The following is a 21,505-nucleotide window of genomic DNA, read 5'->3' on the forward strand; positions in this document are numbered from 1 at the left end:
TGTTATGTTAATTTTTCCGCCTCCCGCGTTCTTGCATTTTTTATCGATGCTATTCCAATCCCAAAGAATAGAGACAATATTAAAATTAAACCCAGTAGAGCATTAATAAATGATTCTCTTTCAGTAAACACAGGATACTCATCTACAATAAGCTCTTCCACACCGTTATTGAATACTCTTTGCTTCAAGCTTACGGTTCGGCCAACTTCCACAACCGACAACCTGCCGCAAGAGATAGAGCCAATTGAAAAACTCTTCGATTCTCCGTTATCGAGAGCAAGTGACATATCAAAATCATACCCATGCATTCTTTCTTTACAACTTACATCTACAACAACACCATTGAATGATTTTGTTTCACTTCTAAATATACTATTGAATAAATAGAGACATACGATTAACGCACCTATAGCTATAAAAACTCTTCCAATATCAATTTGAATTTTCATCTCATATTTCGTTTAATTCGGTTTGGTCTGCCCCACAAAAATTAGACACCATAACTAAGCTGCCAAAGCAGTCTCCTCAAACTCGATAGGACTGAGGTTGTCGTTAGCAGAGTGTCTCCTTTGAATATCTTGACCTTGCTTGGTTAATACCGCACGCATAACGTCGACCGCACCGGCGAGCAAAGGCGACAGCCTTTGCGAGTCCAGCGCAGCTTACTGCGCGAGGGTGCCGGCCCTTGTTAGAGAGACAATACACCTTCTATACTCGCCGCATAACTAGGTACCGGTTTTTAACACCCATACTCTTTGGTAGCGCAAACACTGCCAAAAGTAAAACCAAAATTCCAAGCCACGTGGCCACCTCGTTGTCCCAAAATTCAATAAACGAGTGAACCAGATAAAATGTAAGAATCATTAGCGCTGAGCGGACAAACAGTCCCGGCAAACGACAGCTGGGAGGATATTGAAGCTTCACACCACATCTTGGACATTCAAATACCGCGTCTGTGCGCCACTTGCTTGTCGTTTTCGCAGAATAATTCTCAAATTTTTTGTCACAGCATTCACATTGCAGGCCATGTATTGGCGGTGGAACGTAGACCATGGCTCTCTAACGCCTCAATCAGCCGCCGCCGGAGGCGTCGGCTGCATTGACTTGTTATGTGCGCCTAAATTTTCTACCTGCATTTTCAACTCAGAAACGGCGCTTTCAACTCCTTGAATTTGACCATTTATGGATTTACGCTCTAGCTCGATAGTCGCTAAAACCTTATGCACTTGAAACTCATCTATTTGCGTAGGTCTTTCCAGTTGAAGTCTCGAAAAATATATAGATGCGCCTGTTGAAACGGTAGAAATTATTATTGCGATAGCAGCAAACAATGTTGCCTGAGTTGCAGATCGTCTTGCCTCAATCAGTTCTTCATACTCAAGTAAATTAAAGTAACCCTCGTGCTCAAGAAAAAATTCACCCTCGTTACGTAGCTGCCCAGGCTTGTTTCCTCTCGGAAGGCCTTTATCTACAAATAGGTCTGAAAAGAACTGCTCTGCAGCGAAATCATCAAATTCATAACCTTCGCTTTCAAGATGACTTTTCAACTCATCAAACGTGATTGGCTCACCTATTTTACTGCGGCCATATCTTAGAATTTCGATGTATACATCATGCTTCATGCTTGAGAACCATTTGTTTTCACATAACGCCGCCATAAATTGCCGCTTGAAGCGCAGCGTAAAGCGGTCAATTTGATGGCCTTGTTATGAGCCAGTTGCTAATTGATGGCACGGTGTACCGTTTACTTTTAGCCAAGCTGCCTTGCGAACATATGTAATCTATAAATACGCCCATGGTGTGGCTTTTATTAATGTAGTAACCCAATGCCTCTGGTTGCTCTTGTGAAGGTGGAAGTTCAGTAATGTGAACCATAAGCTCCTGACCTTCGGCATCAAGTAAGAATGTCCCGCTTCTTGATGCGGGACAGGAATCAATGTTCTTTGCTGGCCCTTTTAGCTGTACTTGGGTAGAGAGACCTTCGAGTTTGGTTGCAACGGTAAAACCCAATTCATTTGCTGATGAATGAGTTAACTCCACAATTTCAGGGCCACCAGTAGCCAATGCATGGGCCGAAAGAAATAACATTGATAGCGCAAAATTCTTCATTCTTGGTAGCTCATAACTGTTTTATTATGAAGACAGGGGCCTTATATCACTGAGGCTCCTTATCTCGGGGGCTAAAATTGGAATGGAACCAGGAATCCTGAAGATTTCAAAGGCTTGGATGAATTTCGTCGAGTTAGTGATTGATGATAGCAAGACCAGTTCCCTCTATCTGCTTTAGCTCCTTTTCCCCTGATCATATACCCACTCATATAAAAATCAATTAGTTAGCACCGGCAAAAAGGTGATAGTGAGCTCGTGGCTCCTGAAAAAGGGGAAAGTGCCGATTTGGGGCAGCTTTTTTAAGCTGAGTGGCTGTTTTCCCCGAAAGGACGCTGGTGACTGTCCGCTTCTGACCAGCAGCCGACCTGACTTGCGCCACTTGTGAAGTGATTTACCATATGCTGGCCGTTGCAGATATTTACCCTAAGATGGCCAAGGGGGCCAACTTAGGGGTGAATCGACAAACAGGGCTTGTGCGAGGATTGTTTGGTTAGGTAGGAATAAGCAGGACGCGAGACGCGAGACGCGAGACGCACGAACGCTGCACAGCGTCTCCCGTACAGCGTCTCCCAATCAGAAACTATCCAGGGCGTCGGTATCGTCGATGGCGTGGGTCATGCGGCTGATAAACTCCAGGCTGGTGTCCCGGGGCTGCATGTCTGGCACGTCTGGGTTGGGACTGAGCACGGGCGTCCACCAGGCCAGTGCGCCGAACAGGTTCTGGCGGTAGTAGGTCCAGGCGTCGTCGAAGGTGGTCTCCGCGCCGCCGCTGGCTTTTAATTCCGCGAGATAGTACTGGATCAGGTCTTTTTCCCAGGCGCGGCGATCGGCGGTGGTCAGGCTGGTTGAAATTACATAGGCGAGGTCGCGCCCCCAGTGCCCGCGACACATGCACTGCCAGTCGCTCAGGCCCATATGCTGGTCGGCAGTGATATACCAGTTTTTCAGATGAACGTCGGAGTGCACTACCGTATGGGGCAAGGACTCGTGGCGGGCGACACTGGCGAGGGTGGCGGGCCAGATCTTATCGGCCTTCTTGAACAGTCGATCCGGTATCACTGCCTGCGCTTCGCGGAAGCCGATGTCGGCCTGGGGGCCAAAGCCCGCCTCATTGGCGGTAATGGTAAAAAAATCGCTCCAGGTATTCAGATAAGACAGTGAGCGGGTCAGTTCGGGGCTTTGATAATACTTGCCGTGAAGGGTGGCGAGGATGCTCAATTGCTCCTTGGCCTGCTGTTCTGAAATGGCAGTGCGATGGTCGCTGAAGCTAACCTGGCCGGTCATATCATCCAGCAAAATAATCGAGTTCAGGGTGTCTGGGTTGAAGTTTGCGAACCGCGCGGTGGGCGCTTCGATATTCAGCTGTGGTCGCAATTCATTATAAAACCGGACTTCGGCCTCAATGGCGCCATTCATACCCAGTAGGCAGCGGCTGGGCAGGGTGAAGGTGGCTTTGGCAAACAAGCTGGAGGGGAGGTGGGTCGCGTCGCCGTCAAGCGTCAGTTCAATGCGCCGGCGACTGGAGGTGCCCTCATCTTCAGGCCCCAGGGTAAAGCCAGTAATGTCACCGTGTTGCTTGTCGCCCACGGTGTTGTTCAGCCATTCCAGGGTGATGTCTTCAAAGGCCAGGGGGATTTGCTCGCGCTGCTGAACCGGCGCGCGCCGGGCGACTTCCCGCTCGTAGGCCGCCTTGATCTGGTCGAAACTCAATTTCATATTGTGACTCCTCTTTATTGTTTATAGGCGAAATATTAGCAGGATATTAAAGCCACCTCGATAGACGGATACCCGTCTATTATAAACGATAGCTTGCTAACAATACGTATGGCTAGTATATTGCTCGGTATGAAGTTTGCCGAGAGGTATAAGGAGCAGTTTATGGCTGATGCCGCAATAAAGTACGAAGTTGATGCCCGTGGCGTGGCGACGGTGACCCTGAGCCGGCCGGACATCCACAACGCCTTTGACGACACGGTTGTCGCCGCGCTGAGTGAAGCCTTTGCCGCGGCGGCGGAAGACGCCAGCGTGCGTGCGCTGGTGCTCGCGTCTACCGGAAAAAGCTTTTGTGCCGGTGGTGACTTGAACTGGATGCGCCGCATGGCGCAATACGGCTATGAGGAAAATCTGCGCGACTCCAATCTGCTGGCAGAGATGCTGCGCCGGCTGAACACCCTGCCCAAGCTGACTATTGCCCGAGTGCAGGGAGCGGCCTACGGCGGTGGTGTGGGCTTGGTGAGTTGTTGTGATATTGCGATTGCCGCGCCGGAAGCCGCCTTTTGTTTGAGCGAAGTCAAGGTGGGCATGATCCCGGCAACGATCAGCCCCTATGTGATTAATGCTATTGGTGAGCGGGCGTCGCGTCGCTATTTCACCACGGCTGAACTTATCAGTGCCGAGAAGGCAAGGGAGCTGGGTCTGGTGACCGAGCTGGTGCCTTCGGCAGAGGAATTGGACAGCGCTATTGACGGCATTTTACGCAGTGTGCTGCGCAACGGCCCCCGCGGTGTCGGCGAAGCCAAGCGCCTGATTCTGGATTACGCCAACCGTGAAATCGATGCGGAGCTAATCGCAGACAGCAGCCGCCGAATTGCAGAAACCCGCGGCAGCGCCGAGGGGCAGGAAGGGCTGACCGCCTTCCTTGAAAAACGAAAACCTGACTGGATTGGATAGTCGCTTTGGCGGCGAGGGCCTTTCGGGATGTCTCTCGTTGCCTTGCGACACTTCGATTTACCCACTGATGACTGAATCTAGGTAGCGACTATGAGCGACAAAACTGTACTTATCGCCAACGGCCAGGGCTTTTGGGGCGACAGCCTGCTGGGGCCAAAGCGTTTGGTGGAAGAAGGGCCTCTGGATTATCTGACACTGGATTATCTGGCGGAAGTGACCATGAGCATTATGCAAAAGCAGCGGCTGCGCAATCCCGAAGCGGGTTACGCCACCGACTTTGTGTCGATGCTTAAGGAAATTCTACCCACCTGCCAGCAAAAGGGCATCAAGGTGATTGCCAATGCCGGCGGTGTTAACCCACAGGGATGCCTGAAGGCCATCAAGGCGGTGGTAAAGGAACTGGGTCTGACGGGTATCAAAATAGGCATAGTCGAGGGCGACGATATCCTCGATCAAATCCCCGAGCTGATCAAGTCGGGAGAGGCGTTTAACAATTTAGATACCGGTGAATCGGTAGACAAGATTCTCGACCGCCTGTCCAGCGCCAATGTGTATATCGGCGCCAAGCCGATTGCCGATGCGCTCGATCAGGGGGCCGATATTGTGGTGACCGGCCGCGCTACGGATCCCTCGGTGGTACTGGCTCCGCTAATTCACGAGTTCGGCTGGTCCATGGACGACTATGACCGTCTCGCCGCAGGTACTGTTATGGGGCACATCCTTGAGTGTGGGGCCCAGTGTACCGGTGGTAACTACTGCGACTGGAAATCGGTGCCGGATTTTGCCCGCATCGGCTATCCCATTGTCGAGGTGAAGGAAGACGGTACCTTCACCGTCACCAAACACGACAACACCGGCGGTCTGGTGAATATCGACACGGTGACCTCCCAGTTGCTGTATGAACTGGGCGACCCAAAGGGGTATCTCGGACCCGACTGCCAAACCGATTTCACCACCATCCAGCTGGCCCAGGACGGAGAGAACCGGGTCAAGGTATGGGGAATCAAGGGCAGTGCACCAACGCCGACCTACAAGGTGTCAATGTCCTATGAAAACGGCTACAAAATTGTCGGGCAGCTGACCTATACCGGCCCCGATGCTGTCGCCAAGGCAGAGCTGGCAGCGCAGATACTGTTCGACCGCGTAGCGCTGTACGGCACGCCTATTCCGGAAGAAGACCGCTTTGTCGAAATTTTTGGCACCAACGTCTGCTACAAGGGCATCGTTAAACAATCGGAAGAGCCCGCGGAAGTCCTGCTGCGAGTCGGCGCAAAAAGCGCGGATAAAAACCTGCTGAATCTGCTTGGCCGCGAAGTGGCACCACTGATTACCAGCGGTCCAGTGGGGGTGACAGGCTTCGCGGCGGGGCGTCCCCGTCCCACTGAAATCGTTGGTTACTGGCCAGCATTGATCGACAAAACCAAGGTGACTACCACTGTCACTGTGGAGGAGGTGTAGTCATGGCAAAGGTTAAATTAATGGACATTGCAATTGCCCGCAGCGGTGACAAAGGCGATGGCAGTAACGTGGGTATCAAGGCGCGTACGCCCGAGTTGTATCAGTTTCTCAAGGAGACGCTGACTACGGAAAAGGTAAAACAACACTTTAGCGAAATCTGCTTTGGCGATGTTACCCGCTATGAGCTGGACAACCTTAACGCGCTGAACTTCATCCTCGAGGACTCCCTCGGCGGCGGGGGCACGGAAACCCTGATTATGGATGCCCAGGGTAAGGTTCACAGCCTCGCGCTGTTGTTTATGGAAGTGGACGTGCCAGACCACCTGCTGGCCTGACATAGGTAAAGGGGGTCTGTCCCCGGGGACAGACCCCGGGGACAGACCCCGAATTCATGAGAGCATTATGTCCGTCGATAGCGATATTATCAGTACGCTGACTCAGCGGGCGAAGCAGCGTCCGCGACGCATTATTCTGCCGGAGCACGGCGACGAACGTGTGTTGCAGGCGGTGTGCCGGCTGGCCAGCAATGGCGCGGTGGTTCCGGTATTGCTGGATGCGCCGACGACGGACACAGCGACTATTCCCGACAATGTAGAGATTTTTTCCCGCCGCAGCGATGCTGCGCAGTGGCGCGACAGGGCGGCGGCAGAGCTGTTTGCCCGACGGGCGGCTAAGGGGACGACCGCTGAGCAGGCCAGGGCGTCTCTGGATAACCCCCTGCTATTGGCGGCGCTGCTGGTTGGTCTCGGCTATGTCGATGGAGGGGTGGCCGGCTCTGTGGCCACCACCGCTGATGTGCTGCGGGCAGGTCTTCACGGCGTCGGTTTGGCTGATGATGCCCACCAGGTGTCGAGCTTTTTTCTGATGGCGCTGGCCGATGGTCGCCTACTGAGCTATGGCGACTGCGGAGTGATCCCCGATCCCGATGCCGAGGCGCTGGCCGATATTGCCATAGCCACCGCGGCGGGTCATCAGCGTTTGACCGGTGCAGAGCCCAGAGTGGCGCTGTTGTCATTTTCCACTCGGGGTTCGGCCCAGCACAGCAAGGTGGACAAGGTGCGCGAGGCCTTTGACATCGTTCGCCGTCGCCAGCCGAGCTTGAGAGTGGATGGCGAGTTGCAGTTTGATGCTGCCTTTGACCCCATTGTGGCTCAGAAAAAGGCGCCGAACTCTGCGGTCGCCGGTGCGGCAAATGTGTTTATCTTCCCCGACCTCGATGCGGGCAATATCGCCTACAAAATTACCCAGCGCATCGGCGGTGCCAAGGCGCTGGGGCCGTTGCTACAGGGCTTTGCCCGACCGTGGATGGATCTTTCGCGGGGCTGCTCTGCCGACGACATTGCCGATGTGGCGGTGATCGCTTCGCTGTTGGGAGACTGAATCCCCTGGGCAACCGAGGTAGGCCGTTGAATTTTTAACCGGGCGGCGATCGGGTAGTATGGGGTTTTACAGTGATAAACCGCAGGCCCACAACGGCAATGAAAGACAGCAGCGAGAACGACAGCGACAGCCAATTCGATAGCGACCACTACGATGAATTTGCAACGCTGGCTGAAGTAGCCGAGGAAGTCGGTATTTTCGGTGACTTGCCCGAGGTGACGCGTATAGGCGTTGCTGGGCCGGATCACGGTCATATCAGTGCGATCAAGTGGGGCCATTCAGCGGCTGAACTGGTTTTTCTCCATGGCTCTGGCCAAAACGCCCACACCTGGGATGCCCTGGCCTTGGCGCTGGGTCGGCCCGCTCTGGCCATTGACTTGCCCGGCCACGGCCATTCCAGTTGGCGTGACGACCGTGACTATTCCCCCCACACCAACGCCGAAGCCCTGGCGCCAGTGATTCAACAATTTGCGCCACAGGCAAAGGTGGTGGTGGGCATGTCGTTGGGGGGCGCCACTCTAATCCGTTTGGCCTCTTGCTGGCCCGAGTTGATTAAGCGGGTGATATTGGTTGATGTTACCCCGGGTACCCGCGCTGCGGCTCAGCAAATGCAGAAGGCGGGTAGGGGATCGATGTCGCTCTACGATAAAGTTCAATGCTTCCCCAGCTTCGAGGCTATGGCTGCGGCTGCACTGGCGGCCAGCCCCAAGCGCCCGGCGGCGGCGACATTGCGCAGTGTCAGACAAAATGCCCGGCAGCGGGAGAGCGGCGAGTGGGTGTGGCGCTACGACCGTCTCGACCTGAGTGATCCCATTGATGCCGCCCGTTACGCCAGTTTGTGGGACGACGTCGGGAAAATCACCGCGCCGCTAATGCTGGTGAGGGGCGGGCGGTCGAGGTTTGTGCGTGACGACGACGAAGTCGAGTTGCGCCGGCGTGTGCCTGATGTAAGGGTTGAGCGTGTGCCTGAGGCGGGTCATTCTGTACAAAACTTCGCACCGTTACGCTTGGCGGAGTTTGTTCGGGACTTTGCCGGAATATCGGTGAAGTAGCGGACAGAGAAATGTCATGTTATGTCAATCGGAGCGTGAAAACGGCTGAAAACCGGTTTCTGTCGGCTCCTTGAATAGCGAAGTTTCGTTCTACAAAATTTGTCCTCGAGTTTACCCTCTTCGGGGCCGAGGGTGCCAACGTAGCATTTTTCCTTCCTGCAAAGTCCTGATCGCCTGACTCTGGGGCGTTTCCCCGCTTTTTTAGCCTTGACGTAAATAGACAGGGCAGCCAATGCACTGTCACTTTTTATCAAATTATCTGTTCCCCACCGTCATTGTCGCTGTGCTTCGCCTGCTGGAGAATTATGCCCACTTCTGCTGTCGGCCGCTGTTGCCGCGCATCTCACTGATTATGCTGGGCGTTTTAGACCCAGGTTGGTCGAACTTCAACTCTTGTTATCAAAGGTATCTGTATGCTGCGCAGCTGTTTTACTGAAGACCAAATTATGTTCCGCGATGCCTACCGTCGCTTTCTTGAGCAGGAAGTTGCGCCCCATCGGGAAGAATGGCGCAAGAACGGCATTGTGCCCCGGGAGCTGTTCCGCAAAATGGGTGAGCAGGGCTATTTGTTAACCTGGGCGGACGAAAAATTTGGCGGCCTGGGCATTGATGATTTCCGCTACCAGCAAATTATGATCGAAGAAGATGGCCTCTACGGTGAGCCCGGCTTTTTCCACACTCTGCACAGCCGCCTGGTTGCTCCCTATCTCAAGCATTTTGGCAACGATGAACAGCAGCAGCGGTTTATTCCGCGCTGTGTCAGCGGCGAATGTATTCTGGCGATTGCCATGACTGAGCCGGATGCGGGCAGTGATCTGGCGGGGATGAAGTCCCGGGCCGAGGACAAGGGTGACCACTGGCTGCTCAACGGCTCAAAGGTGTACATCTCCAACGGTATTCTTGCCGACGCGGTGATCGTTGCAGCGAAGACTAACCCCGAAAAGCCCCGCGAAATGACGCTGTTTATTGTTGAGGCGGGCATGGAAGGTTTCGAGCGCGGTCGCAACCTCGATAAGCTGGGTTTGAAGGCTCAGGATACTGCCGAGCTGTTCTTCACCGATGTGAAAATCCCCAAGGAAAACGTGCTGGGAACAGTGGGCAAGGGTATGCACCAGTTGATGCAGGGCCTGGCCGAGGAGCGTTTGATTACGGCGTGTATTTCCCTCGCCGCTGCGCAAAGTGCCTTTGAATTGACCAAATCCTTCGTCGAGGAGCGCAAGGCCTTTGGCAAGCCTCTGTCGGAACAGCAAAACACCCGCTTCAAAATGGCCGCGCTGCGCACCGAAATTGATGTTGCCCAGGCGTTTATCGACCAGTGTGTGGCGCAGCATAACGATGGCAAGCTGACTGCAGTGCTGGCTTCCCAGGCCAAACTCTACTGTTCCGAGGTCGAGGGGCGCATGGTCGATGAGGGCGTTCAGCTCCACGGCGGTGCGGGTTATATGCAGGAATACGAAATTTGTAATCTCTACGCCAATGCCCGTATCAGCCGCATTCTGGCGGGCACCTCTGAAATTATGAAAGAAATCATCGCGCGCTCGATTTTCGAGAAGCGTTAACACTCGGCTCGATGTTGACTCAACCCAATTACTAGAGGAAAGATCAGATGGATATCGCAGGTAAAGTTGCTGTTGTCACCGGTGGTGGATCAGGTTTGGGCCAGGCGATTGCCCGGCGCGTCGTCGCCGATGGCGGCAAAGTAGCGATCTTTGATATGAACGAAGCGGCTGGCCAGGCAATGGTTAGCGAGCTGGGTGACGCGGCGCTGTTCGCCAGTGTTAACGTGGCAGACGAAGCTTCTGTCGCCGCTGGTATCGCTCAGGTTATGGATCGTTTTGGCGCAATCCATGTGTGTGTGAACTGTGCCGGTATCGGCTCAGCCCACAAGACCTACAGCCCCAAGCAAGGTGCGTTTCCGCTGGCAGACTGGAATAAGACCATTGCGGTCAACCTGACTGGAACCTTCAACGTGCTGCGCCTGTGTGCTGAGCAAATGGCGAAGAACGACCCCGTTAACGACGATGGCGGTCGCGGCGTCATTATTAACACAGCCTCTGTTGCAGCCTACGAAGGTCAGATTGGCCAGGCCGCTTACAGCGCCAGTAAAGGCGGTATTGTCGGTATGACCCTGCCTATCGCCCGCGACCTGTCGGCCATTGGCGTTCGTGTTAACACCATCGTGCCGGGCTTGATTAACACTCCACTGTTTGACTCCGTAACCCCGGAAATCCACCAGACGCTGTGCAACTCGGTGTTGTACCCCAAGCGTCTTGGCAAGCCCGAAGAAATCGCCAAGCTGGCCGCAGCGATCATTGATAATGACTACATCAATGGTGAGTGCATCCGTATGGATGGCGGCATTCGAATGCAGCCCCGCTAAGAGCGGGAGAGGATGAGGAGTGCGATACGATGAGTGACTTTAATACGATTGACGTCAGCGTAGACGGTGGCGTTGCCACCGTTTGCCTGAACCGCCCGTCGTCGCTGAACGCCTTTAACAGCGAATTGCGTAAGGAGTTATTAGCTGGGCTACGCAGCGTGGCGGCACAGCCCGAGGTGCGGGTGATTGTGTTGGGCGCAAGAGGTCGCGGCTTCTCCTCCGGTGCAGATTTAGCAGAAGCCCCCAAGGAGGGGCAGACCGTTGAGCGGCTGTTGCTCGATGAGTATGTGCCGATCCTGAGCCTCATTGAATCGCTGGAACAACCGGTGATTGCTGCCGTGCCGGGAGTCATGGCCGGAGTCGGTGCGGCCTTTGCCCTGCACTGTGACCTTTCGGTGATGGCCGACGACGCGAAAATGGTTATGGCATTCAGCAACGTCGGGCTGGTGCCCGATGGTGGCGCCACCTGGAATTTGTTGCGCAATCTGGGCTACCAAAGGGCCTTCAAGTTAATCGCCGAGGGCGGCAGTCTCGATGCTCAAAGTTGTCTCGACTGTGGTCTGGTGACCATGTTGGCGCCCGCCGACGAAGTGTTGAGTACCGCGCAGGCCTGGGCTAAACAGCTTGCCGAACGTGCGCCCATAGCGCTGCGGGAGGCGAAAACCCTGCTGCGTAATGCCGCGACACAATCCTATGCCACCACCGCGGCGGCAGAGGCCAAAGCGCAATTGGTGTGCGTCGCCAGTGAGGATTCCCAGGAGGCGATTCAGGCCTTTATGGAAAAACGTCCAGCGGTGTTCAAGGGCAAATAGTTTGCGGTTTTTCGGCAGCAGGCTACAGTACAGGCTCTGCGGCCAGTGGCCGCACGGTCACAATAACAGGAGGTAAGTGTGGGACCATTAAAAGGTTTGCGGGTTATTGAAATTGAGGGCCTCGGCCCGGCGCCGTTCTGCGGCATGTTACTGGCGGATATGGGCGCGGAAGTGATTTCGATCACCCGGAAGTCCAGTGACGCCTCGCGAGCAGAAAGAATCAGTGAACGTGGCAAGAAATCCGTAGCATTGAACCTCAAGTCCACTGAGGGTGTTGAAACGTTGCTATCACTTTGTGATACCGCCGACGTGTTGATCGAGGGCTTCCGCCCCGGTGTCGCCGAGCGTCTGGGTTTTGGGCCAGAGGTGTGTTCTGCGCGTAATCCGAAGCTGGTTTATGGCCGCATGACCGGTTGGGGGCAAACCGGCCCGCTGGCTTCGGCAGCGGGTCACGATATTAACTATATTGCGCTTTCCGGCGCCTTGCACGGCATGGGCCGCAAGGGAGAAAAACCGGTGCCACCACTGAATCTGGTGGGAGATTTCGGCGGCGGCAGCATGTTCCTTGTGATGGGCATTCTGGCTGCGATTTACGAGGCGAAGAACTCCGGGCAGGGGCAGGTCGTCGATGTTTCAATGGTCGAAGGCGCGGCCAATCTGATGCACCTGATGTATACCTTCCTCGCTGAAGGTACATGGCAGGACGAGCGCGGTGTGAACCTGCTCGACGGTGCGGCCCATTTTTATGACACCTACGAAACCGCCGATGGCAAATACGTCTCCATAGGCCCCATTGAACCGCAGTTTTATGCACTGTTCCTCGACCTGGTGGGCCTCGATCAGGACACCTTTGGCAATCAGAATGACAGCGCATCGTGGGAGAAAAAATCCGAGCTGCTTACCGAAGTATTCAAGCAGCGCAGCCGCGATGAGTGGTGTGAGCTGCTCGAGGGCACTGACGTATGCTTTGCGCCGGTATTGTCGATGCTTGAAGCACCGTTGCACCCGCACAATGTGGAGCGCAAGACCTTCCTTGAACTCGAGGGCGTGTTGCAGCCTGCACCGGCGCCGCGTTTCAGCCGTACTCCCAGTGCCGTGCCGAAAGCGCCCCGCGCAGCGGGCAGCGACAGCGAACAGGTGCTGAGGGATTCCGGCTACTCTGAAGAAAAAATTGCAGAGCTTCGAGAGCTCGGCGTACTGGTATAAGCGATTTTCGCAGTTGAGTGTCGCTGTTTAACGTCCTAATAAAAAAGGAGAAAACCATGTCTGATGAAGTGTTGGTAGAAGTAGAAGATGGCGTGATGGTGGTGACCATCAATCGCCCCAAAGCCAAGAACTCGGTAAACCGTGCAGTGGCCGAGGGCATTGCTGCGGCGATGGACGAGCTGGACAGCAACGATGAGATTCGCGCGGCGATTCTTACCGGCGCCGACAATACGTTCTGTTCGGGCATGGATCTGAAAGCTTTTGTGACCGGAGAGTTACCGGGTATCAAGGGCCGTGGCTTTGCCGGTTTGGTTGAGGCGCTGCCAAAGAAACCATTGATCGCGGCGGTTGAGGGCTACGCCCTGGCCGGCGGCTGTGAAATTGCCATTGCCTGTGATTTGGTGGTTGTCGCCGATAACTCGAAATTCGGTATTCCCGAGGCCAAGCGCGGTCTGGTCGCCGGCGCCGGTGGTTTGATGCGTCTGCCACGGCAGATTGCCCCGCGGGTGGCAATGGAGCTGGCGTTGACCGGCGACTTTATCGATGCCGCCCGGGCCTATGAGCTGGGTCTGGTCAACCGCGTTGTTGAGCCCGGTGCTACTCTGGCGGAGGCCAAGGCACTGGCGGCAAAAATTGCAGCCAACGGCCCACTGGCGGTGATCGCCAGCAAGCAGATTATTCACGAGTCCCAGGATTGGACCAACGACAATATGTACGCCAATCAATCACGAATTGCCAACCCGGTTTTGGCCAGCCAGGACGCCATTGAGGGGGCAACCGCCTTCGCTGAAAAACGTGCGCCGAACTGGCAGGGCAAGTAATTTTTTAACCTAACACGAGAGTAAAGATTATGACTGAAGCATGGATTATCGACGCCTGCCGCACTCCCCGCGGTATCGGCAAAGTAGGCAAGGGTTCTCTGGCCGGTATTCACCCCCAGCAACTGGGCGCGGCGGTACTGAAGGCGATTGCCGAGCGCAACAACCTCAACACTGCCGATGTCGATGATATCGTGTGGGGCACCAGCTCCCAGCGTGGCCAGCAGGGCGGCGACCTGGGTCGTATGGCGGCGCTGGATGCCGGCTACGATGTGCGCAGCAGCGCAGTCACACTGGACCGTTTCTGTGGTTCAGGCATCACTGCGGTCAATATCGCGGCCGCCAGCATCATGTCTGGAATGGAAGATGTGGTGATCGCCGGTGGTACTGAGATGATGTCCAACTACGGCACTGCAGGTAACGATCCCGCAATGTTTTTGGATGCTGGCAACCTCCGTCTGCGCGACGCCCACCCCCAGCCCCATCAGGGTGTGTGTGGTGACGCGATTGCCACTCTGGAAGGCATCAGCCGCGAAGACCTGGACAAACTGGCAGTGACCAGTCAGGAGCGCGCAGCCAATGCCATCGCCAACGGCTACTTCGACAAAAGCCTGATTCCGGTGTATCACGAAGACGGCACACTGGCTCTGGACAAGGAAGAGTTTCCCCGTCCGGGCACTACTTTGGAAGGGCTCTCGCAGCTGAAGCCGGCCTTTGAGCAACTGGCCTACCACCCGCTGGATGAGCATGGCACGACTTACGCCGGTCTGGTACAAAAAGCCTACCCCGATCTGAAAATCAACCATGTCCACCACGGTGGTAACTCTTCAGGTGTGGTAGACGGTGCCGCGGCACTGCTGCTGACTTCTCCCGAGTACGCGAAAAAGAACGGCCTCAAGCCCCGCGCGCGTATTGTGGCAATGGCCAATATGGGCGACTCGCCCACGCTGATGCTGAATGCCCCCGTGCCAGCAGCGAAAAAGGTATTGGAAAAAGCAGGCCTGACCATCGACGATATCGACCTGTTTGAAATCAACGAAGCCTTCGCTGTAGTTGCCGAGAAATTCATCCGCGATCTGAACCTCGACCGCGACAAGGTGAATGTAAACGGTGGTGCAATGGCTTTGGGTCATCCGATTGGCGCAACCGGCTCTATCCTGATCGGCACCGTGCTGGATGAACTGGAGCGTCGCAACCTCAAGCGCGGTTTGGTGACCATGTGTGCGGCGGGCGGTATGGCCCCTGCGATTATTATCGAGCGCATATAACCGACAAGGGACAGTGCAGATGCAAACGCGAATTACGGAAATGCTCGGCATACGCTACCCGATTATTCAGGGCGGTATGCAATGGGTGGGTCGCGCAGAGCTGGCCTCGGCGGTTTCGAACGCCGGTGGACTGGGTATTCTCACCGCGCTGACTCAGCCAACACCGGAGGATCTCTACAAGGAGATTCTGCGTTGCCAGGAAATGACCGATCAGCCTTTCGGGGTCAACCTTACCATTCTGCCAACGATTAACCCGGTGCCTTACGAGGAATATGTCGAGGCCGCTATTCGCGGTGGCGTGAAGGTGGTGGAAACCGCCGGGCGCAGTCCCGAGCCCTTTATGCCGATGTTCAAGGCCAACGGGGTGCGGGTGATTCACAAGTGTACCTCGGTGCGCCACGCGGTTAAGGCAGAAAAGGTCGGCTGCGACGCCGTCAGTGTTGATGGCTTCGAATGCGCCGGTCACCCAGGCGAAGACGATGTCACCAATATGATTCTGCTGCCTGCGGCCAAAGCCAAACTGAGCATTCCGATGATCGCCTCTGGCGGTATCGGCGATGCCCAGGGCATGGTGGCGGCCTTTGCCCTCGGTGCCGAAGGCATCAATATGGGAACGCGCTTTGTGGCCACCAGGGAAGCGCCGGTACATGATCGCGTAAAGCAGGCAATGGTGGATGCCGACGAGCGCCAGACGGCATTGATCTTCCGCACCCTGAATAACACCGCACGGGTATTCCGCAATGCCATTGCGGAGCAGGTGCTGGAAATCGAGGGCAAGGATGGCGACACCGATTTTGCCGACCTGCAACCGCTGGTAGCGGGTGTGCGGGGTCGTGAAAAAGTGCTTGAAGGGGGCGATACCGATGACGGTATCTGGACAGCGGGAATGGTAATCGGCTTGATCCACGATATTCCCAGCTGTGAAGAGCTTCTTCAACGCATGGTTACTGAGGCGAAGGAAATTATTGCCGAGAGGCTGTTAACCTCCTTTGCCGAGTAAAAAGCGGTAGCTTTGCCCGTGACATGTATGTGTCACGGGCTTTTTTTCGTCTGTCAGTTTTCCGCAAGCTGCTGGCGGTAGCTTTGTGGTGGTACGCCGGTCCAGGTTTTAAAGGCCCGGGTGAAAGCGCTCGTTTCGGAAAACCCGGTGCGCAGTGCGATCTGCTCAATGGTAAAGCTGGACTTGCCGAGGAAGTAAAGCGCTGTGTCGCGACGGCATTGGGTTTTGATGTCGTTGAAGGTGGTGCCCTCATGAGCCAGGCGACGGCGCAGGGTTTGCGGGTGCAACCCCAGGGTCTGGGCAATGTCTTCAATTCCCGGAGTACTGGTGAGTTGCTTGTTGATGATCAATCGCACCTCCGTTGACCAGCTTTTTTGTGGGTATTGCTGAACCAGAAATACCAGGTTAGGGTGCTTGAGAAACCGCCGTAGGGAGGTTTCGTTTTGCGACAGGGGCAGTTCCGCCAGACTGCGATGAAACACCAGTTCAGTGTGGGGTTTATTGAAAAAAATCGGCTGCCCCAGAAACAAATGCCGATATTCCGCGACATGGGCAGGGGCATCGTAGGAGAGATTTACCGCCTGCAGGGGAAGGTGCTGGCGAATCAGCCAACTGGCAAAGCGGTGGGCATTGAACAGTATCATCTCCCAGCCATAGATGCCGTAATCCTCAACTCCGTTGCCCGCCTTGACGCGCAAGTGCGCGAACTCACCGTCTATGATTAACTCGCTTTGAAAACCCCATTCAAACATCTGGAAAAAGCGGCAGTAGCGCGCGAGCGCATGGCCTAGTGAAGTGCAGTGGATCACCGAATGGCACATATTGGTCCAGGTGCCGGGGAGATAGGCCTGGGGGCCGTAGCCGACGAATTCGTCGCGCATCGCCAAGATGGTTTTGGTTTGCAAGCGGCCAAATTGCACAGCGGGTATGCGCGCGTCGGGCTGGGCCAGGAGGTCGGGTGCGATACCCGCGCTGCTTAACAGACTTTCCCTGCTAATACCGGCTTTTTCGACGTTCTCCAACACCGCCCGCGCAAAGTAGTTGGAAAGCGAAATATTGCGCATTGTACCGATGCTGCTCATGCGTGTTTGGCCCTCCAGGTGGTGATGTAACAGATTTTAGGTCAATGGCGCGCCGAAGATGCCCATGTTCCGGTGGGCTGAAAGGGCCGCGAAACGACAGCCGTGGTGCGCAGGCATTGTTATGAGTGCGCCTAGTTTAATGCAGAGCGGGCCGGCTTTGTATGCCTGGCTGTCCCCCGACACCATTATCGGCGGCGGGGGATCAATGGGGTCAGCTACGATTGAAGGGATCAGATACTGCGTTCACGCCCAGCCCAGAAGGGTTGGCGTAGTTCCCGCTTGAGAATTTTACCGGAGGCATTTCGAGGGAGCTCGTCGGTGAATATGACCCGCTTGGGGCATTTATACGAGGCGATCTGGTCTTTTGTGTGGCTGATAAGCTCGGCTTCGGTAACGGCGCTACCTTCTTTGAGTACCACCACGGCGGTAACCAATTCGCCCCAGTGGTCGTCGGGAATGCCGATCACCGCGGCATCGCTTACCGCCGGGTGGTTGAACACGGCATTTTCCACTTCAATCGGATAGATGTTTTCACCGCCGCTGATAATCATGTCTTTCATGCGGTCGAAGATATACAGATAGCCGTCTTCGTCGAGATAGCCGGCATCGCCGGTATGAATAAAGCCGTCGATCAGTGTTTCGGCAGTGGCAGCAGGATTGCGCCAGTATTCGAGCATGGTGGCGGGGCTGCGGATAATAATTTCCCCTACTTCACCGGTGGCCACATCGTTGCCGGTCTGGTCGATAATACGAAGCTCGGTGGTAGGAGTGGGCAGGCCCGCTGCGCGCAAACGCGGACTGCCGGGCTGGTGATCCTCGGGGGGCAAATGCACCACGGTGCCGCACAATTCGGTCATGCCGTAGTTTTGCACAAATTTGCATTTCAGCAGGGTCAGCGCCTCGAGCAGAAGGGCCTCGGGCATGGGCGCAGCGCCGTAGATCACATGTGAGAGGGACGACCAGTCGGCGTTTGCCGCACGGCTGTCCAGCAGTACGGCGCGCAGGGCGGCGGGTACCAGAAAGGTTCGCGTAATTTTATGGGCGGGCACCAGATCAATAAATGCGGCGGGTGAGAATTCGGGCACTATCACGCTGCATGCTCCGGCACGTAGGGCCATAAACGCAAGGCCAATACCGCCTACATGGAAAAAGGGCATAGCGAGCAGAACCTTGTCCTCGGGAGCTATTCGGTTCCAGGCCATGTTGGCCACTTCGTCGTAGACCCAGGGATCAAAAAAGGCCCGGTGGGGTAACACCACCCCTTTGGGGTTGCCGGTGGTCCCGCTGGTGTAGAGCTGCAAGGCGGGGGAATCGGCGGTAGCGGGCGTTGTTGCGCTGTTGCCTGGCGGCGTATCGCCTAACCAGCCATCCAGATTAGGCCAGTTTGGAGTGCTGCCGTCGATGACCACAACCTGTGTCAGTGACGGGGAGCTGTCGATAAGCTGTTCGGCAACGTCGGCAAAACCACTGTCAATAAACAGGCAGCGCATATCGCTGTCATTGCTGATGTAACTGAGTTCCTTGGCGCTGAGCCGCCAGTTCAGGCCCACCACCACTGCGCCGACATGAGTCACTCCCAGCAGCAGCTCGATATAGCGATCCGAGTTTTTGGCCAATATGCCGACCCTGTCCCCGGGGCCAATACCCGTCCCCTGGAGGGCCGTGGCGACGCTGTCGCGTTGCTGTTGCAGCCCGGAATAGCTCAATTGCCGCTCATTGAAGTGGGTGGCGATATGATCGGGCCGGCGCGTCGCGTGGTGGTCGATCAGTTCGCTGAAGGTACGTGCAGTCAGTGGCGTGTCCATGATTCCATCCAGTGGTTGTGAGTCGTGGGTAAGCTAAGCGGCTGGTGTCGCCGCTTCGGGGGCCAGTTTAGATGGGAGATTCCACCATGCCGCCGTCTACCGTGATGCACGTGCCGTTCATATAGCTACCCGCATGGGAGCTGGCCAGAAGCAGCAGCGGGGCGGTCAGGTCCTCCATTTGTCCCAATCGCCGTGCGGGGATACCGCGCACATAGCGTTGCCCGGACTCGGAGGCGAAATAGTCGCTGTTAATATCGGTGAGGAACCAGCCGGGGCACAGTGCGTTAACGCGAATATTCTTGCGGCACAGCTCCATGGCCATCGACTTGGTTAATTGGACAACACCGGCCTTAGACACGTTATAGGCCACCTTCATCACCCCGGTGTGCAGGCCATAAATGGAGCCGATGTTGACAATGGAACCGTCGCGGCCGCCTTCGACCATCAACTCTGTCGCCGCTTTGGCTACCCGCCATGCGCCGTTCAGGTTGGTTTCTACAACCCAGTTCCAGTCCTCTTCATTGGTGTCGAGAAAGGATTTGGGGTCGTCGGCCACCCCGGCGTTGTTAATCAGCACGTCGAGGCAAGCGTGTTCCTCTTTGATGGCAGCAAAGGCGGCGCTGACGCTGTCGGGGCTGGAAACGTCCATGGTGACTGCTGAGGCGCGACCGCCCTTGTCGCGGATGCTTTCGACGACAGCGCTCAGCTTGTCGGCCCGGCGTGCCGCGAGTACGACAATGGCACCCTCGTCGGCCAGAACATTGGCGAAGTGGACGCCGAGTCCGCTGGAGGCACCGGTCACCAGGCAAACTTTGTCGCTGAGTTGAAAGTGGTCAATGGTCATAAGGGGTTCCTTTCTGTGTTGCTTCTGAATTCTGATCGGCGAGGGCGGCGATCCGCCCTCGTGGTTATCTGTGCTCAGGCCTTGGCTTTTTTAGCCGGAGGCTTCTTCGCCGGGGCGGTTCGTGCGGCTTTTTGAGGTGCCTTGCTGGTCTTGGGTGTGGTGGCCTCCAGCAGCTCGCGGAAGGAGCTGTTGATGCACTGGTGATAAAAGTCGGGGTCGGGCAGCATTTCGCGACAGCAGAGGAACGTTAGCATCACGCTGCCGTGGTAGCTGTTTACGGTATGGAATAGTCCCGCTCCGTGCATGGGTGCGCCGGCACCCAGCCACAAACCGGCTTTGGCGCCGCACATATACATCGGGAAAGAAGGGCCGGGGACGTTGGTAATAATGGTGTGGAACACCGGCGCTTTGGTGCTCAGGCCGGTGGCGGCGACCACCCGCATTCCCAGTGATGCCAGGCCAGAGGGTATCGAGTTAACCACGGCGGACATCCGCTCGACGCCAATGGCGTTGGCGTAGGCCTTGCTCGCTACTGCGTCGGCGTGGATCAGCTTTAGTCGTTCAATCGGGTCGGTGATATCGGTACGCAGGAACAGTCGCATTCCCGCCACCTCATTGCCGCCGTCGGCATTGGTGTTGGCTTCGCTGCGAGTGTTGATTGGCACTCCGGCAACCAGCGACTGGGTGGGCAGTTCGCCTTTGGCGTCGAGGTAGCGGCGCATGGCTCCGCCAACGATAGACAGAATGACATCGTTCAGTGTGCAGTCACCCACGGTGTTTTTGATGTGTTTCAGGTCGTTGAGATCCATGCGCAGGCCGCCGAAGACCCGGTGGGGGGTGACTTCGTTGTTAAACCGCGTGCGTTCGGTCACGCTGTGATTAACAAAGGACTTGCCGTCAAAGCCCTGTTTGGCCTGGCGGCGAGACTTCACCGCGTGATTGACCACGCGAGCCAGCTTTTTGGGGGATTTGAACATGTTGAAATAGGCGTTTTTCAACAGGGCAAATTGGCTGGGGTCGTCTTCTCCCTGCCAGTTGTCGGCCTCGGTTATAACGGTCCCCTCGGGGCTGAGGTCGTGCAGGGCTTCGATGATCTGATTGCCGGTGGCGCCGTCAATGGCGCTGTGGTGAATCTTCAGGTACATGGCAAAGCAACCGGAAGGCATTCCGTTGATATTGTCGAGACCTTCAATAATGTACGCCTCCCAGGGCGGACGATTGAGGTCGATCGGTCGACTGTGCAGTCGCGCGAGCAAAATACAGAACTGGCGCCAGTCGCCGGGGTGAGGCAATGCGAGGTGGCGCACGTGAAATTCAAGGTCAAAGTTTTTGTCTTCCACCCAATAAGGGCTGTCCAGATTAAACGGGACTCGTACCAATTTACGGCGAAATACCGGCGACTTGTGAATGCGCTCGTTGAACTTGGCGAGGATGTCCTTGAAGCGCACTACCCCGTCGGGGGCTGAGCTGGGGTCATATATGAGGATGGGGCTGATATGGAGTGGAGTGTCAGTACTCTCGTTATAGATGAATATGGAATCAAACTGCGACAACTGCTTCATATCAAATATCCTTTTTAAATTGACGTGCACAACCTGAGTAAAACCTGCCACTGCCAAAT

20 protein-coding genes are annotated in these 21,505 nt (G+C 55.7%); 12 read left to right on the forward strand and 8 right to left on the reverse strand.

Going from position 1 to position 21,505, the window contains the following annotated elements:
* Nucleotides 1–2: 2 nt before the first annotated feature.
* The 4 genes from HCU74_RS01715 to HCU74_RS01730 all read right to left on the reverse strand — a co-directional run bounded on the left by HCU74_RS01715 (nucleotide 3) and on the right by HCU74_RS01730 (nucleotide 3,825).
* Nucleotides 3–449, reverse strand: coding sequence for a hypothetical protein (locus HCU74_RS01715; RefSeq protein WP_168448662.1), 447 nt, complete (start codon nucleotides 447–449; stop codon nucleotides 3–5).
* A 618-nt stretch (nucleotides 450–1,067) separates the two neighbouring features.
* Nucleotides 1,068–1,658: a hypothetical protein gene (locus tag HCU74_RS01720; protein ID WP_168448663.1), complete on the reverse strand. Its 591-nt coding sequence runs from the start codon at nucleotides 1,656–1,658 to the stop codon at nucleotides 1,068–1,070.
* Between the two features lie 31 nt (nucleotides 1,659–1,689).
* A complete protein-coding gene (locus HCU74_RS01725; RefSeq protein ID WP_168448664.1) occupies nucleotides 1,690–2,109 on the reverse strand; it encodes a hypothetical protein in 420 nt (139 codons plus the stop codon).
* A gap of 573 nt (nucleotides 2,110–2,682) precedes the next feature.
* Nucleotides 2,683–3,825 carry a phosphotransferase gene (locus HCU74_RS01730; RefSeq protein WP_168448665.1) on the reverse strand — a complete coding sequence of 381 codons (1,143 nt, stop codon included), beginning with the start codon at nucleotides 3,823–3,825 and terminating at the stop codon, nucleotides 2,683–2,685.
* Nucleotides 3,826–3,987: 162 nt separating this feature from the next.
* Here HCU74_RS01730 and HCU74_RS01735 point away from each other — a divergent pair, with 162 nt between their 5' ends.
* The 12 genes from HCU74_RS01735 (at nucleotide 3,988) to HCU74_RS01790 (ending at nucleotide 16,153) form a co-directional block, all read left to right on the forward strand.
* On the forward strand, nucleotides 3,988–4,779 hold the full coding sequence (locus HCU74_RS01735) for an enoyl-CoA hydratase/isomerase family protein (protein WP_168448666.1): 792 nt from the start codon (nucleotides 3,988–3,990) through the stop codon (nucleotides 4,777–4,779).
* A 90-nt stretch (nucleotides 4,780–4,869) separates the two neighbouring features.
* Nucleotides 4,870–6,237: an acyclic terpene utilization AtuA family protein gene (locus HCU74_RS01740; RefSeq protein WP_168448667.1), complete on the forward strand. Its 1,368-nt coding sequence runs from the start codon at nucleotides 4,870–4,872 to the stop codon at nucleotides 6,235–6,237.
* Nucleotides 6,238–6,239: 2 nt separating this feature from the next.
* Complete coding sequence (locus HCU74_RS01745; RefSeq protein ID WP_168448668.1) at nucleotides 6,240–6,572, forward strand: AtuA-related protein; 333 nt, start codon at nucleotides 6,240–6,242, stop codon at nucleotides 6,570–6,572.
* A gap of 67 nt (nucleotides 6,573–6,639) precedes the next feature.
* A complete protein-coding gene (gene pta, locus HCU74_RS01750; RefSeq protein WP_168448669.1) occupies nucleotides 6,640–7,617 on the forward strand; it encodes a phosphate acetyltransferase in 978 nt (325 codons plus the stop codon).
* A 98-nt stretch (nucleotides 7,618–7,715) separates the two neighbouring features.
* Nucleotides 7,716–8,669, forward strand: a complete 954-nt coding sequence (locus HCU74_RS01755) for an alpha/beta fold hydrolase (RefSeq protein ID WP_168448670.1) — start codon at nucleotides 7,716–7,718, stop codon at nucleotides 8,667–8,669.
* Nucleotides 8,670–9,082: 413 nt separating this feature from the next.
* Nucleotides 9,083–10,228, forward strand: coding sequence for an acyl-CoA dehydrogenase family protein (locus tag HCU74_RS01760; protein ID WP_168448671.1), 1,146 nt, complete (start codon nucleotides 9,083–9,085; stop codon nucleotides 10,226–10,228).
* A 47-nt stretch (nucleotides 10,229–10,275) separates the two neighbouring features.
* The gene (locus tag HCU74_RS01765; RefSeq protein WP_168448672.1) at nucleotides 10,276–11,049 is read left to right on the forward strand and encodes an SDR family NAD(P)-dependent oxidoreductase; all 774 of its coding nucleotides are present in this window, start codon (nucleotides 10,276–10,278) and stop codon (nucleotides 11,047–11,049) included.
* A 29-nt stretch (nucleotides 11,050–11,078) separates the two neighbouring features.
* Nucleotides 11,079–11,861, forward strand: coding sequence for an enoyl-CoA hydratase/isomerase family protein (locus HCU74_RS01770; RefSeq protein ID WP_168448673.1), 783 nt, complete (start codon nucleotides 11,079–11,081; stop codon nucleotides 11,859–11,861).
* A gap of 78 nt (nucleotides 11,862–11,939) precedes the next feature.
* Nucleotides 11,940–13,067, forward strand: a complete 1,128-nt coding sequence (locus tag HCU74_RS01775; protein ID WP_168448674.1) for a CoA transferase — start codon at nucleotides 11,940–11,942, stop codon at nucleotides 13,065–13,067.
* A gap of 56 nt (nucleotides 13,068–13,123) precedes the next feature.
* Complete coding sequence (locus tag HCU74_RS01780; RefSeq protein WP_168448675.1) at nucleotides 13,124–13,888, forward strand: crotonase/enoyl-CoA hydratase family protein; 765 nt, start codon at nucleotides 13,124–13,126, stop codon at nucleotides 13,886–13,888.
* A 29-nt stretch (nucleotides 13,889–13,917) separates the two neighbouring features.
* Entirely contained in the window at nucleotides 13,918–15,153 is a 1,236-nt protein-coding gene (locus HCU74_RS01785; RefSeq protein ID WP_168448676.1) for an acetyl-CoA C-acetyltransferase, read from the forward strand.
* A 19-nt stretch (nucleotides 15,154–15,172) separates the two neighbouring features.
* On the forward strand, nucleotides 15,173–16,153 hold the full coding sequence (locus tag HCU74_RS01790; RefSeq protein ID WP_168448677.1) for an NAD(P)H-dependent flavin oxidoreductase: 981 nt from the start codon (nucleotides 15,173–15,175) through the stop codon (nucleotides 16,151–16,153).
* A 53-nt stretch (nucleotides 16,154–16,206) separates the two neighbouring features.
* Here the strand turns inward: HCU74_RS01790 and HCU74_RS01795 are convergent, their stop codons facing one another.
* The 4 genes from HCU74_RS01795 to HCU74_RS01810 all read right to left on the reverse strand — a co-directional run bounded on the left by HCU74_RS01795 (nucleotide 16,207) and on the right by HCU74_RS01810 (nucleotide 21,446).
* Nucleotides 16,207–17,235, reverse strand: a complete 1,029-nt coding sequence (locus HCU74_RS01795) for an AraC family transcriptional regulator (RefSeq protein ID WP_246864392.1) — start codon at nucleotides 17,233–17,235, stop codon at nucleotides 16,207–16,209.
* A gap of 230 nt (nucleotides 17,236–17,465) precedes the next feature.
* Nucleotides 17,466–19,040: a long-chain-fatty-acid--CoA ligase gene (locus HCU74_RS01800; RefSeq protein WP_168448678.1), complete on the reverse strand. Its 1,575-nt coding sequence runs from the start codon at nucleotides 19,038–19,040 to the stop codon at nucleotides 17,466–17,468.
* 67 nt (nucleotides 19,041–19,107) lie between these two features.
* Nucleotides 19,108–19,884 carry an SDR family NAD(P)-dependent oxidoreductase gene (locus tag HCU74_RS01805; protein WP_168448679.1) on the reverse strand — a complete coding sequence of 259 codons (777 nt, stop codon included), beginning with the start codon at nucleotides 19,882–19,884 and terminating at the stop codon, nucleotides 19,108–19,110.
* A 74-nt stretch (nucleotides 19,885–19,958) separates the two neighbouring features.
* Entirely contained in the window at nucleotides 19,959–21,446 is a 1,488-nt protein-coding gene (locus HCU74_RS01810; protein WP_168448680.1) for a WS/DGAT/MGAT family O-acyltransferase, read from the reverse strand.
* Nucleotides 21,447–21,505 lie beyond the last annotated feature (59 nt).

This window comes from Spongiibacter thalassae (genome assembly GCF_012272835.1).
GTDB lineage: Bacteria > Pseudomonadota > Gammaproteobacteria > Pseudomonadales > Spongiibacteraceae > Spongiibacter > Spongiibacter thalassae.